The following is a 13,088-nucleotide window of genomic DNA, read 5'->3' as shown; positions in this document are numbered from 1 at the left end:
CATTTCTTATTAATCTTTAGTTTTAAGTCAGGAAGGTGAGGCTATCATGCATTTGTACGGAACCGGCGGTGTAAATGAACGTGGACATCTGGAGATTGGCGGAGTGGACACGATCGAATTGATCGAGCAATTTGGAACACCATTATATGTTTATGATGTAGAGCTAATTCGCGAACGGGCAAGAGGGTTCAAGAGAACTTTTGAGGAATTGGGGATTTCAGCTCAAGTTGCTTACGCAAGTAAGGCCTTTTCTTCGATTGCCATGATCCAGTTGGCAGAGCAAGAAGGACTTTCTCTCGATGTTGTCTCAGCAGGGGAATTGTATACGGCAATTAAGGCAAATTTCCCAACAGAACGGATTCATTTTCATGGAAATAACAAAAGTGATGAAGAGCTACATATGGCTTTGGATCATGACATTGGCTGTATAGTAGTCGATAATTTTTCAGAGTTGACACTGTTGGAAGAAATTTGTACAAACCGTGAACAAAAGGTGAAAATCCTTCTTCGTGTAACACCAGGTATCGAAGCCCATACGCATGATTATATATTGACAGGACAAGAAGATTCGAAATTTGGTTTTGATCTTATTAACGGCCAGGCCGAAGCTGCTCTTCGGCAAGCGCTGCAAAGTGAATTCCTCGAAGTGCTGGGGCTTCACTGTCATATCGGTTCCCAGATCTTTCAAACGACCGGTTTCCTTCTTGCAGCCAAAAAAATTATCGGCAAGCTGAATGATTGGCACGGCTCGGTAGGGTTTCAACCAAAGGTATTGAATCTCGGAGGAGGTTTCGGGATTCGGTATACACAAGAGGACGACCCGCTACCGGCGTCTCAATATGTTGAGGAAATCGTCAGGGAAGTGCAGAACTTGATTGCGGATTCTGATTTAGTGATGCCTGAAATCTGGATCGAACCTGGCCGTTCATTAGTCGGGGACGCCGGTGTGACACTGTACAAGGTCGGTTCTGAAAAGGAAGTTCCTAATGTCCGTAAATATATTGCCGTTGATGGGGGCATGAGTGATAATATACGTCCCGCTCTTTACGAAGCGAAATATGATGCAATTCTTGCAAATCGGCCGCTTGACCCTGTAGAAGAGACAGTGTCCATTGCCGGGAAATGCTGTGAAAGCGGAGATATGTTGATTTGGGATTTACCATTGCCAAAAGCCGGCCGCGGTGATGTCTTGGCGGTATTTTGTACAGGCGCATATGGATATTCCATGTCGAATAATTACAATCGTATTCCAAGACCGGCTGTCGTCTTTGCCGAAAATGGAGAAGCCCGGTTGGTTATCAAACGAGAGACGTACGAAGATCTTATCCATTTGGATTTGGCCCTTCATGAAGCGGCAGTCGTCACTAAAGAATAGAAAAAAGGATGGCAGTTGCCATCCTTTTTTTATTTGAATCAGCTGAAAAGTGACTTGATCGCGTCTATTAAACTACTGAAGACTTCTTTCAATTTATCCAGAAATGATTGACCCTCTTCGGATTCAAGAAAATTTGAAAGTTTATCTTTAGCTGCAGTAAGCTGATCACCGACAGCGTTCCAATCAATATCCAATTCTTTTAGCTTATTGAATAAATCAATTAAACTTTGAGTTTGAGCATCATTTAAGGTGATTCCAAGGTCTTTTGCTGAAGACTCGACAACCTCGCGGACCTCTTCAGTATTGGCTGGTGGATTTGCAGCCATTTCCTCTTTGATTTTCGTAACCAGTGAAGAGGCTTCTTCTGTACCGATTTCGTCACCCAATTTTGCTGTTTTCACCATTTCTTCATTCGCTGCCTGTTTCACATCTTCAGGAATCTTCTTGTCGGCAGAGATTTCATAGGCTTTAATGACTCCTGTCAAAGCCGCTGTACCGGAAACGGGTATAGGTGCTGTGACATAAACGGTAGCATCTTTTACTCCAGCAGTAGCTAGTGCATTGATATACATTTCATCGGTAACCCAGTTAATGTTTTTCGACTCCAGTTTAAGTCCGGTACCTTTTTCCTCTAAAGTAATGGCAGAAGATGAAATCGCTTTTGTACCGATCAGACGGCTAGCGATATAGTCTCCTAAGTACTCATGTTCTTCCGCATTTGTAACCGTTAGAACCTCAACATCGTTTGGTGCTTTCATTTCTGATAAGATCATATTTTTTTGTTCATTTGTCAAATTCTCACCAAGTGTGACGATCATTTCACCAACAGCTGCATCTGCAAAAGCTTTATATGGCAATAATAGACATAATAAAATGGTCACAATGACCCATTTATTCATTTTTTTCATGATAATCCTCCTTAACTTTTCCTTCTGAATTGGGAATCTTTCAATAAAAGGGCGGCACTTTAAATCAGATTCATAGTATTTGACGAAACAAAGGATAAAAAAGATACATATTTTCCTGAAAAAAATTTATATAGCCCAAGATAGCTACGTTTTTTTAACGAAAAAGTTTGGTGTATCTTTGTCTTTTATACCTAAGAGGGCACTCTAGGAACCTAGATCACTTTACCAATGTAGTAAAATCGAAGCAAGATTGCAAGGATATTTGTCAGTTTGTGTTAAGTTATAGTAGAATGAATTCGTTATTTAAATATTTGGACCATTCATAAAGGGAGTATGGAATGAGGAAAAGTAATAAGGCTCTTTTACTTATGATGCTTATTATCGCTTTGATGTGGGGAATCGTATATTGGCTGTTTATCGCTTAGCACATAGCACAGCGATAAATCAAGTGCTGAAAGTGATGTTGAAACGAACGAGGTTTTTATGTATGATGTAAATGTTATATGTGAGGATTATTATTCAAAGCAAATTAATCGGAAACAGGAAGATAATAAAAACGTTATTTAGTAACGAGGGATATTATGTTGATTAAGTATAAGAAAAGTTATGAGAAGTTTGCCATGGGATTATTATCTTTCATGCCAAATGAAAAAGAGATAAAAACGCTTCGGAATACGATGAAGAATTATGAAACGGATGAAAATCTACAGCTGTTCTTATGGAAAGATGAAGAGATTACGGGCTTGATCGGGATAGAAGTCTCTCCAAACCACATTGAGATACAACATATATCCGTAAATCCATCCTTCCGGAAGCAAGGTATCGGTAAAACGATGGTCAGGGCCATCAAGGAGCAATATCCTGACAAAGAATTAAAAGCAAATGAGTTTACGGAAAGCTTTCTTGACAGGTGTGAAGATTTTTGAATAGGAAAGCTTGAATGGAGGACCACCTTTAAGGGCGGTCCTCCATTCTTGTTTTTCGAAGGGAAAGCTGCCGAGCCCTTTCGGAAATGACATCCGAACGGTCACGCATTAGATGCTTATCAACTATTGCTGAATTAGCCATGTCGCTATCTGTACCCCATATGTACCCTTCTTGCAAACAGATGGACTGGCATTTTTCAATCAAGCTTTGATCGGCTATCGGCAGATTAATGCTTTTATATGGCTTTTGTGATAACATTCGCTCATGGGTGTCCTCGAGCAATTTGAACAGTCGTTCTGGATCGAGTCCCAACTTCAGGAGCTCGGCCTTTTTAAGGTGGAGATTTGCCAGGGCTTTAGACAGGGTCCTTGCAGCCCCTTTATTGTTTCCCCTGCGATCATGATACAGGGCAACCGCAATTTGAATGAGTCCGACCCAATGAGAGTCACGCTCTTTTGGTGCGGTTTCCTTCCAATATTCTTCAAGAATTTCATGACATTCGAAGTAATCCCTTGGCCCATGGAAATGGACAAGGAAAGAAAGGTAGTCTTCCGCGTAATTCAATAGGAGCACCCCTTTTGTTTGATGGAATCATCTAAAGTAAGGCAAAAAGCCATTTTCTTTTAGCTTAACACCCACTATGTATACTCACTAAGTTTAGCATAGAATTTTTTCCTGGAAAATAAAGAAAGCCGATTGCAAGGCAATCAGCTTGATTCATCAGTCATGAATTAACACCATGAAGCACCGACGATAACTAATAATATGAACAATACTACAATAAACGCGAATCCGCCGCCGTGTCCAAAACCACCTGCACCCATAATGAGTACCTCCTTTGTTCTGCTATTCTTACATTTCTAGGTTATGTTGGATTTCGGAATGTGATTGGGCAATGACCCATTTGATGGTAATCCCAAATAAAAACTTTTCTAAGGTCAGTAAATTATTATTTGGATAAAGGGCGGCAATCCACTATACTTGATTAGTAAAAGAAATAGGTCTATATCGGCCAATTAGATTTAAATGAGGTAATTTAATGGGTTATAATATAAAAATTGACGCTTTCGAAGGACCGATGGATTTACTTCTGCATTTGATTAATCGCCTGGAAATAGACATCTACGATATTCCGATGGCAGATATTACAGATCAATACCTAAGTTACATCCATACGATGCAGCATCTTGAATTGGATGTCGCCAGCGAATATCTAGTGATGGCTGCAACGCTGCTAGCCATCAAGAGTAAAACGTTGCTTCCAAAGCATGAAGATGAACTAATGATTGATGAAGATGGGGAAATATTTGAAGAAGATCCACGTGATGAACTTGTGGAAAAACTATTAGAATATAAAAAGTATAAAAATGCAGCCGAAGAATTTAAAGGGATGGAAGAAGAAAGAAGCTTGATTTTCACCAAACCCCCAAGTGATTTATCGGTTTATGTAAAAGAAGCGGAAAGTGATAAGCAAGAGTTGAATATAAGTCTATACGATATGTTGGGGGCTCTTCAAAAACTGCTGCGAAGGCAAAAAATTCAAAAGCCGCTTTACACGAAGGTAACGAAACAAGAGATATCGATAGAGAAACGAATGGATGAAATCATGATTGAGTTACAATCGATTAAAGGAAAGAAAAGTTTTTTTGAACTGTTCTCGCTCCCGGTTAAAGAGCATATCGTCATCACTTTTATGGCGGTGCTGGAACTGATGAAATTAAATGAAATCATCGTTGAACAGGAAGATAATTTTTCGGATATCATGATTGCTGCTAAGGAAGGTGTAGAACCAGTTGGAAGTTATTAATTGGAAAGGGATTCTTGAGGCATTATTGTTTGCTGCCGGAGATGAAGGACTATCCGTCAAACAAATTGCCTCTGTCCTGGAAATTACGGAATATCAAGCAACGGACATCGTTGAAAGTTTAAAAGAAGAATATATATCGGATGTACGCGGGATTCAGGTAATCGAAATAGCGGGTGTTTATCAAATGACGACAAAGAAAGAGCACTCGGATTACTTGAAAAGGCTGGTGGAAACATCAAGCACTCAAGGATTGTCCCAGGCGGCTTTGGAAACACTCGCAATCATTGCCTATAAACAGCCGATTACTAGAGCTGAAATTGATGAAATTCGCGGAGTGAAAACGGATCGCCCCATTCATACACTTGTCACTAAAGTCTTAATAAAAGAGGTCGGACGTGCTGAAGGCTCGGGCCGGGCTTATTTATATGGGACAACAAAAGAGTTTTTGGATTACTTCGGCCTGAATTCCATTGATGAATTACCGCCTCTCGCCGATAATTCGGATGATGGCTTTGAAAATGATGAAGCCGATCTGTTTTTTGAAAAATTTCAGCAAACAATCGAATAACATTTTTCAATAAATTGTGATAATATAGAAAAAAATGAATGCGGGGGGATTGCGGGTGCGAATTGTAGCATGCAATGGATTTGGGCTTGAAAAGGAAAAGTCAAATTCACCTGAGGACTTCTTTAATCGATCCGTTATACAATACATAAAGGATGGAGAAGATAAGACGCTGAATGTACTGTATCTTCGCTATTTTGATGAGATGGTCACTCGTTGGACCCCATATCCCGCCAACCCTATATTCAAAAGCCCTAACAGAGATATTTATATGGCTGATATCATTGCAATGGTCTGTCTACTCAAAGACCCGAGCCTGGTTAACCGAAAACGTATTTATATAAATGCAGAAAAAGAGATGGCTGGTTATTTCGAAAATATAGATTTTGAAAAATTGGAGAAAGTGTTTATATCTATTGACCAAGCTAAACCATATGATATAGAGTCACATGTTGACTATTATATTCAATCTTAATCATTTTGAGGAGGGTTCACGGTTGGGGAATACATTGGTAAAATCTCAGCTTGTAGATGTAAAAGGGTTTTTAGAAACGACAGTGGCTCAACTAGAAGAATTTATGAATGAGACAACCTATTCTAAGCTGCAAGAGGAAAAAAGCGGGGATGAAACCTATTATAAAGGAATCCTTTCTAGTTTAAGAAGAATGCTTGTAAGTTGTGAAGAGGGCTTGGAGGCTTGCCAAATCGTTCTGAAAAATGATGTTTTCAATAAAGCTGCAGCTGAAAAGACGCTTTATAGAGTTTATCATCAATGTATCGAAGAATACTTTTCCCCAAAATCAGATCGGTGGTTTGAGGACAGCAGATCTGCCTATACAGGAAAAAACTCGATTAAATTTCACCAAAGTGTACCTGACAGCATAATATCCATTCTGAAGGCCGTGGAAAGTGGATTCCAGACCATGCGTGAAGAATTGGAGTTTTATGAAACGGATTACCGGACGAAAATGTTACAGTCAAGATAATGAAACAGCTGGGCTTAAGAGGCCTAGCTGTTTTTTTGCTATAAATGGAATCTCCGCTTAATCGAAACATAAAATACTTTGATGATTCATGTGCATAAAGGTTAAGAGGAGGTTGCAAGATGTCCGATGAAAGAGATTATGCTAAAGAGGTAAGTGATTGGGTTGATGGAGTGATGGAATATCTTGAGAAGATCGATATCACCGATTCGCCATTGCTGTCGAATATTGAACGGCTTTCCCAGTTGACAAAAGATATGGATGAGGAAGAAATGGATTATGAGGATATGGTCCTGATTGAAGAAGAGATGGCTCGGGTCTACGAGGAAATTGAAGAACTCGCTAGAGAATTCAGTATACAGGATAGGCAATCAGTGCCAATTGGGAATCATACGCTACCGCCGTTACCTTATGCCTATGATGCGCTGGAACCGACGATTTCAAGGGAAATCATGTATCTGCACCATGATAAGCATCATCAAGCATATGTCGATGGTCTGAATAAAGCGGAATTGATGATGAAAAAAGCGAGGGAAACGAAAGATTTTTCCTTGTTGAAACATTGGGAAAAGGAAGCAGCCTTTCATGGGTCAGGCCATTATCTCCATACGCTGTTCTGGGAAGAGATGATTCCGGGAGGGGGCGGACAGCCAAGGGGGGATTTACTCAATCAGATTGAGACGGATTTTGGAAGCTTTGCAGCTTTTAAAAGTCATTTTAGTGAAGCTGCCAAACAAGTAGAAGGAGTTGGCTGGGCGATTTTAGTCTGGGTTCCGCGTGCGCGGCGGCTAGAAATACTTCAATCGGAATTGCATATGGTTTTGACCCAGTGGGATACGATCCCAATCCTTGTTCTTGATGTATGGGAACATGCTTATTACCTGCAATATAAAAATAATCGGGCAGCCTATGTGGACAAATGGTGGGACGTTGTAAACTGGCCGAAAACTGCCGTAAGGTTCACCGAAGCGAAAAAGCTTATCTGGAAAAAGCAATAACTGATAAAATATAGGAAAGTCTTTTGAGAACCAATTGCAAATATACGAGCCGTGAAGGTTCGTTTTTTTTTGCCTGAAATATTGTATCAAGAATTTTTAGGGAAAATATGGGAAGGATAAGAAGGGGAGTTGCAAATTTTATTTTGGAAGCGACTTATGATTCTCATTTGGATATTATAATTAGATTGAAAAGGAGATGATATCATATCACGAAATAATGAGCATGTGTCTTAGTTAAATCCTTGAAATAACATTGGAAATGTGTTAAGTAGGCTACTTTGAAGTACTATGGGTTTTTAAAAATAATTAATTTATATCAATATAAAAACTGTGACCAATTTGTGAACTTAAAAATTATTAAGGTATATTTATTGACTAATTTCTATTTAATAATTATTATAAACAGGAGCAGATAAAAAAATTAGCTATTGGAGGAATTTATTATGTCATTGATCAATAAACAAGTTGAAGATTTTAAAGTACAAGCTTACCATGCAGGAGAATTCAAAGAAGTTACACTTGAAGATGTTAAAGGAAAATGGGCAGTATTCTTTTTCTACCCAGCTGACTTCTCTTTCGTATGTCCAACTGAATTAGCTGATCTTCAAGATAACTATGAAACATTCAAGGAAATTGGTTGTGAAGTTTACTCAGTTTCAACAGATACTCATTTCAGCCACAAAGGATGGGCTGATGCTACTGATACAATCGGTAAAATCCAATATCCAATGTTAGCTGACCCAGCAAACGTTTTATCCCGTCAATTCGGTGTATTGATTGAAGAAGATGGATTGGCTCTACGTGGAACTTTCATCGTTAATCCAGAAGGACAAATTAAAGCATACGAAATTAATGACCTAGGAATTGGCCGTAATGCTGAAGAACTTGTAAGAAAAGTTCAAGCTGCACAATTCGTAGCAGAACATGGAGATAAAGTTTGCCCTGCAAAATGGACTCCAGGTGAAGCCACTCTTGAACCAAGCCTAGACCTTGTAGGTAAACTTTAATTTTTAATGGGATGGTCCATTTCTACAGGTAATGGACATACCGAGCATTGATTACGATTACTGGGACAACTCGTCCAGCAAGATCTTATGACAAAAGGCACTTACCTAAAATAAGTGCCTTTTGTTTTTCAAAATAATCAGTTTAGCACGTATTATCATTCAGCAAGGAGTACAAAAGATGAAAAAAATATATGATTTATTAATTATTGGTGGCGGACCTGCAGGCCTCTCAGCCGGCGTTTATGCAGGAAGAGCTAAGGTAAAAACAATAATTCTTGAAAAAGGATCTGGCGGCGGACAAGCTGCAACTACCTCGGAAATAGCCAATTATCCTGGTATCCGTCATATATCGGGCCCTAGGTTAGTTGAAGAAATGAAGCTTCAAAACGAAGATTTTGGCGTTGAATTCGCCAAAGCTGATGTAACGGGCGTGGATTTCTCCGGTGAGGTGAAAGTCGTTAAAACCCTTGGCGGGGATTACCATGCCCGCTCCGTCATCATTGCAACGGGTGCTTCTCCAAGAACACTAGGATTTCCAGGTGAAGAGGAATTTACTGGCCGCGGTGTAGCATATTGTTCAACATGTGATGGTGAATTCTTTGAAGGGTTGGAAGTTTTCGTTATCGGGGCAGGATATGCAGCCGCTGAAGAAGCTATATTCCTGACACGCTTTGCTACAAAAGTTACAATCATCGCCCGGGAATCAAGCTTCTCGTGTGCCCCGTCCATTGTGGATAAAGTAATGGCAAATGATAAGATTGAAGTGAAATTCAATACGGAGATCCTTGGGGTATATGGAGACGGGATGATTCAAAGTGCCCGTTTCATCAATAATGCGACTAAAGAAGAATTTGAATATAAGGCGAAGGAAGAAGACAGTACGTTTGGAGTTTTCGTTTTCATAGGATATGAGCCGAAAACAGAAATTTTCAAGAGCCATATCGAAATGGATCATGCTGGTTACATTTTAACCGATGATGATATGAAGACTAATGTGAAAGGTGTCTATGCAGCGGGCGACCTAAGGCCAAAATCCTTACGCCAGATTATTACAGCTGTATCTGATGGGGCGATTGCAGCAACGGATGCCGGTAAATATATTGAAGAAGAAAAAGATCGCCTAGGAATCAAAGATGAACCTGAAGTTGAAAAACCGGCGAAAAAAGAACAGGCCGCTGTCCCGGCAGGTAAGAGCGCTTTATTAAGTGATGCGTTACGCGGCCAATTAAAGGGAATCTTCGGCAAGATGGAGAGCGAAGTAACGTTGGTGTCCATCGTCGATGAAAGTTTGCCAAAATCAGTCGAATTGCGAGACTTCTTGTTGGATGTTGCGGAATTAGGAGACAAGCTGCATCTTGAGTTATACAACAAGGGAGAAAGTCCGGAAATCGAAGAAAAAATCAATGCAGATAAGTTCCCTGTCGTTTCCCTCTTAAATTCGAATGGTGAATACAGTGGCGTCAAATACCACGGTGTACCAGGCGGCCATGAGTTGAATTCCTTCATTTTGGCTATCTATAACCTGGCAGGACCTGGTCAAGCATTGGATTCAGTCGTATTGAATTCAATTAAGGGAATCAGTAAAAAAGCGAACATTAAGGTTATGGTTTCATTGGCATGTCACTACTGTCCAGACGTTGTAGTGGGTGCACAGCGCATTGCGATTGAAAACCCTAACGTTGAAGCTGAAATGGTCGATATAAGCAATTTCCAGGAAATCAAGAAGAAATATAAAGTCATGAGCGTGCCCGCCATGATCATCAATGATGAAGAAGTGGTATTCGGAGCTAAGAAAATCGATGAAATAGCCGCATTATTAGTATGATAGAACACTAAATCGATAGGGGGCCCCTATCGATTTTTTTTATGTTGAAAATCAATAGATATCATGAAGGTTTACATTCTTTTATTCATAACCCTTGTCCATTTGCATAAACTTGTACAAAAACAAGTAAAGAGACGAGGGGGCACTCATGCGTTTTCCATATAAAGGGTTATCAAGTTTGTGTATTGTCATTCTCCTGTTGTCTTTTATTGCACCCGTACAAAGCGCCAATGCAAATGTATCCGTAAGTGCCCATAGTGCGATTTTAATGGATGAGGATAGCGGAAGGGTCATATATGAAGTGAATGCTCATGAAAAGAACCGAATAGCAAGCATTACGAAAATAATGACGGCTATCTTGGCTATTGAATCGGGACTAATGGATGAAACAGTGAAGGTGAGCAGCACTGCCTTCGGGACGGAGGGCTCGTCACTTTATTTAAAAGAAGGAGAAAGAATTAAGCTCGAAGATTTGGTTTATGGCTTGATGCTTCGTTCGGGTAATGATGCAGCAGTCGCAATCAGCGAAAAGGTTGGTGGAAGCCTAGATGGATTCGTGTGGATGATGAATCAAAAGGCGGAAGAAATCGGGATGAAAAATACCCATTTTTCAAATCCACATGGTTTGGATAATACGAAGAACCATTATTCAACCGCATATGATATGGCCATACTCACTCGTTATGCCATGCAAAATGAAACGTATGCAAAGATTGCCGGCACAAAGGAACACAGGGCACCTAATTCCACAGAACAATGGGATTATGTATGGAAGAACAAAAACCGCCTACTTACACAATTGTATGAGTATTGCACAGGGGGGAAAACAGGGTATACCAAACTAGCAAAACGTACCTTGGTCACGACCGCAACAAAAAACGGGCATGACCTGATTGCTGTGACATTGAATGGTCCGGATGATTGGAATGATCATATTCAAATGTACGAATCCGCATTTAAGGATTATAAGCCAACAGAAATTTTACCTGAAGGCATGGTAAAGAATATGGAAAATAAAATATATAAAGGGCATGTCTACATTAAAAATGATTTTTCGTACCCACTGACAAAAGAAGAGAGAAAGTTGGTCAATGTGAAAATGAAATTGTTGAAGCCACAGAGGGCTTGGAAGGATAAAAGGAAAATCCCGGCAGTGGTCGGCAGAGCATCCATCTATCTCGATGGAAAGAAAATAGGTAGTCGTTCGATTTTTTATGGGGAAGCAAAAGAAAGCTTCAAGCAACAATCATTCCAATCTTCATGGGCTGAGGTATTTGAAGCGGTATTGGGAATCGGACGCAATGGTTAATTACATTTGGGTCGGGATGTTTGTGATCGGTATTGTCTTTGGCATGATTAATGGGACGATGGATCAGGTGAATGAAGCTCTATTTGTCAGCGCAAAGGAAGCGGTCACCCTTTGCCTGGGACTGATGAGCATACTTGTCTTTTGGCTGGGTTTGATGAAAATAGCGGAGGAATCGGGGCTGTTAGATAAACTATCCAATTTGTTCAAGCCGTTCATGAGATGGCTATTCCCTGAAGTGCCTCCTAATCATCCCGCTATGGGGTATATACTTTCCAATATGATGGCAAACACATTTGGATTGGGGAATGCAGCTACGCCTCTTGGTATAAAAGCCATGGAACAGCTAAAGAAACTAAATGGGGGAAAAGCAACGGTCAGCCGCTCGATGGTCACTTTTTTAGCCATCAATACCTCAAGCGTAACGTTGATTCCAACTACTGTCATTGCTATCCGCATGAATTACGATGCCCACTCCCCGACGGACATCGTTTTTCCGACCATAATAGCAACGGCCATTTCTGCAGTTGGAGGAATCGCGATAGATCGATATTTTTATTACAAGAGAAAGAGGAGCGGGAGGGAATAGGATGTTGCACTGGATGACCACCATTTCAATTTGGATGATACCGATTTTGATCCTCTGTATATTACTGTACGGCACATTGAAAAGAGTTCCCACCTATGAGACCTTCGTTGAGGGGGGGAAAGAAGGAATCAACATGTCTTTTTCCCTCATCCCTTTCCTGGTAGGGATGCTAGTGGCGATTTCAGTATTTAGGGCATCAGGGGCCTTGGATTTTATTGTACAATCACTGCACCCCTTGCTTTCCCTTCTTCATTTTCCATCTGAGGTTTTACCCCTTGCGATTATTAGACCAATATCCGGAACAGCCGCTTTAGGAATAACCAGCGACCTGATATCTGTTTATGGACCGGATTCCTTTACTGGGCGATTGGCTGCCACGATTCAGGGAAGTACAGATACCACCTTCTATGTATTGACCGTTTATTTTGGAGCTGTCGGGATCAAAAAAATGGGTGATGCCCTAAAGGTCGGTCTTTTGGCAGACTTGATCGGTATCATAGCTGCCGTTATCGTCGTCACATTGGTTTTTGGTATGAATTAAAGACTAGGGAAATGGGCGATTCCATTTCTTTTTTTTTGTCTTTTTTCTTAAACAATCGGCTATGTTAAGTTCTCCATTTTTAAACGAAATCGAACTTTCATCCAAAAGAAACATTTTTTTGTATGGAAAAATAAGCTATGTTACACTCATTATGGAAACCAACCCATTTAACCGTCACATTATTGGTGTAATAATAAAAGAAAAGCTCTTATTCGCGAAAAACCTTTTGTTTTTGCCTCTCAATATGTAATAATTGT

Annotated in this window: 15 protein-coding genes; 12 read left to right on the top strand and 3 right to left on the bottom strand. The window is 40.2% G+C overall.

All coding sequences use genetic code 11. The features are described 5' to 3' along the window. The first annotated feature begins 46 nt into the window (after positions 1-46). Positions 47-1,375 carry a diaminopimelate decarboxylase gene (gene lysA, locus MKY17_RS18115; protein WP_098370824.1) on the top strand — a complete coding sequence of 443 codons (1,329 nt, stop codon included), beginning with the start codon at positions 47-49 and terminating at the stop codon, positions 1,373-1,375. A gap of 38 nt (positions 1,376-1,413) precedes the next feature. Here lysA and MKY17_RS18110 read toward each other — a convergent pair whose 3' ends face one another. Further along, a complete protein-coding gene (locus tag MKY17_RS18110) occupies positions 1,414-2,283 on the bottom strand; it encodes a DUF1002 domain-containing protein (protein WP_098370823.1) in 870 nt (289 codons plus the stop codon). 581 nt (positions 2,284-2,864) lie between these two features. Between MKY17_RS18110 and MKY17_RS18105 the strand changes: the two genes are divergently transcribed. Then, positions 2,865-3,209: a GNAT family N-acetyltransferase gene (locus MKY17_RS18105; protein ID WP_076365552.1), complete on the top strand. Its 345-nt coding sequence runs from the start codon at positions 2,865-2,867 to the stop codon at positions 3,207-3,209. A 28-nt stretch (positions 3,210-3,237) separates the two neighbouring features. On the opposite strand, the gene MKY17_RS18100 is transcribed toward MKY17_RS18105, so the two are convergent. Both MKY17_RS18100 and MKY17_RS18095 read right to left on the bottom strand, forming a co-directional pair. Beyond that, complete coding sequence (locus MKY17_RS18100; RefSeq protein WP_098370822.1) at positions 3,238-3,774, bottom strand: DUF309 domain-containing protein; 537 nt, start codon at positions 3,772-3,774, stop codon at positions 3,238-3,240. 167 nt (positions 3,775-3,941) lie between these two features. Further along, positions 3,942-4,034: a YjcZ family sporulation protein gene (locus MKY17_RS18095; protein WP_081108854.1), complete on the bottom strand. Its 93-nt coding sequence runs from the start codon at positions 4,032-4,034 to the stop codon at positions 3,942-3,944. A 215-nt stretch (positions 4,035-4,249) separates the two neighbouring features. On the opposite strand from MKY17_RS18095, the gene MKY17_RS18090 reads away from it, so the two are divergent. From MKY17_RS18090 to MKY17_RS18045, 10 genes are all read left to right on the top strand, one after another. Continuing rightward, on the top strand, positions 4,250-5,017 hold the full coding sequence (locus tag MKY17_RS18090; protein ID WP_098370821.1) for a segregation/condensation protein A: 768 nt from the start codon (positions 4,250-4,252) through the stop codon (positions 5,015-5,017). Continuing rightward, on the top strand, positions 5,004-5,585 hold the full coding sequence (gene scpB / locus MKY17_RS18085; RefSeq protein WP_098370820.1) for an SMC-Scp complex subunit ScpB: 582 nt from the start codon (positions 5,004-5,006) through the stop codon (positions 5,583-5,585). The genes MKY17_RS18090 and scpB overlap by 14 nt, the downstream gene beginning before the upstream one ends. A gap of 55 nt (positions 5,586-5,640) precedes the next feature. Next, positions 5,641-6,057 carry a hypothetical protein gene (locus MKY17_RS18080; protein ID WP_260399630.1) on the top strand — a complete coding sequence of 139 codons (417 nt, stop codon included), beginning with the start codon at positions 5,641-5,643 and terminating at the stop codon, positions 6,055-6,057. Between the two features lie 22 nt (positions 6,058-6,079). Next, positions 6,080-6,568, top strand: coding sequence for a YpuI family protein (locus MKY17_RS18075; RefSeq protein ID WP_339200269.1), 489 nt, complete (start codon positions 6,080-6,082; stop codon positions 6,566-6,568). Between the two features lie 119 nt (positions 6,569-6,687). Next, positions 6,688-7,563: a superoxide dismutase gene (locus tag MKY17_RS18070; RefSeq protein WP_098370817.1), complete on the top strand. Its 876-nt coding sequence runs from the start codon at positions 6,688-6,690 to the stop codon at positions 7,561-7,563. A 443-nt stretch (positions 7,564-8,006) separates the two neighbouring features. Next, a complete protein-coding gene (gene ahpC, locus MKY17_RS18065) occupies positions 8,007-8,570 on the top strand; it encodes an alkyl hydroperoxide reductase subunit C (RefSeq protein ID WP_063233159.1) in 564 nt (187 codons plus the stop codon). Positions 8,571-8,748: 178 nt separating this feature from the next. Continuing rightward, positions 8,749-10,395: an FAD-dependent oxidoreductase gene (locus MKY17_RS18060; protein WP_339200268.1), complete on the top strand. Its 1,647-nt coding sequence runs from the start codon at positions 8,749-8,751 to the stop codon at positions 10,393-10,395. A 148-nt stretch (positions 10,396-10,543) separates the two neighbouring features. Then, the gene (locus tag MKY17_RS18055) at positions 10,544-11,704 is read left to right on the top strand and encodes a D-alanyl-D-alanine carboxypeptidase family protein (protein ID WP_098370815.1); all 1,161 of its coding nucleotides are present in this window, start codon (positions 10,544-10,546) and stop codon (positions 11,702-11,704) included. Then, positions 11,697-12,290: a nucleoside recognition domain-containing protein gene (locus MKY17_RS18050; protein ID WP_076365572.1), complete on the top strand. Its 594-nt coding sequence runs from the start codon at positions 11,697-11,699 to the stop codon at positions 12,288-12,290. Before MKY17_RS18055 ends, MKY17_RS18050 begins: the two co-directional genes overlap by 8 nt. A 4-nt stretch (positions 12,291-12,294) precedes the next feature. Further along, the gene (locus tag MKY17_RS18045) at positions 12,295-12,831 is read left to right on the top strand and encodes a spore maturation protein (protein ID WP_098370849.1); all 537 of its coding nucleotides are present in this window, start codon (positions 12,295-12,297) and stop codon (positions 12,829-12,831) included. The last annotated feature ends 257 nt before the right edge of the window (positions 12,832-13,088 follow it).

This window comes from Peribacillus sp. FSL P2-0133 (genome assembly GCF_037975445.1).
Taxonomy (GTDB): domain Bacteria; phylum Bacillota; class Bacilli; order Bacillales; family DSM-1321; genus Peribacillus; species Peribacillus simplex_E.
This window is presented reverse-complemented; position numbering and strand designations above follow the sequence as displayed.

Bases quoted from the DNA above. Each gene is read 5' to 3' on its own strand.
- lysA (WP_098370824.1), top strand. From the start codon at position 47: ATGCATTTGTACGGAACCGGCGGTGTAAATGAACGTGGACATCTGGAG.
- MKY17_RS18110 (WP_098370823.1), bottom strand. From the start codon at position 2,283: ATGAAAAAAATGAATAAATGGGTCATTGTGACCATTTTATTATGTCTA.
- MKY17_RS18105 (WP_076365552.1), top strand. From the start codon at position 2,865: ATGTTGATTAAGTATAAGAAAAGTTATGAGAAGTTTGCCATGGGATTA.
- MKY17_RS18095 (WP_081108854.1), bottom strand. From the start codon at position 4,034: ATGGGTGCAGGTGGTTTTGGACACGGCGGCGGATTCGCGTTTATTGTA.
- MKY17_RS18090 (WP_098370821.1), top strand. From the start codon at position 4,250: ATGGGTTATAATATAAAAATTGACGCTTTCGAAGGACCGATGGATTTA.
- MKY17_RS18070 (WP_098370817.1), top strand. From the start codon at position 6,688: ATGTCCGATGAAAGAGATTATGCTAAAGAGGTAAGTGATTGGGTTGAT.
- ahpC (WP_063233159.1), top strand. From the start codon at position 8,007: ATGTCATTGATCAATAAACAAGTTGAAGATTTTAAAGTACAAGCTTAC.
- MKY17_RS18060 (WP_339200268.1), top strand. From the start codon at position 8,749: ATGAAAAAAATATATGATTTATTAATTATTGGTGGCGGACCTGCAGGC.
- MKY17_RS18055 (WP_098370815.1), top strand. From the start codon at position 10,544: ATGCGTTTTCCATATAAAGGGTTATCAAGTTTGTGTATTGTCATTCTC.
- MKY17_RS18050 (WP_076365572.1), top strand. From the start codon at position 11,697: ATGGTTAATTACATTTGGGTCGGGATGTTTGTGATCGGTATTGTCTTT.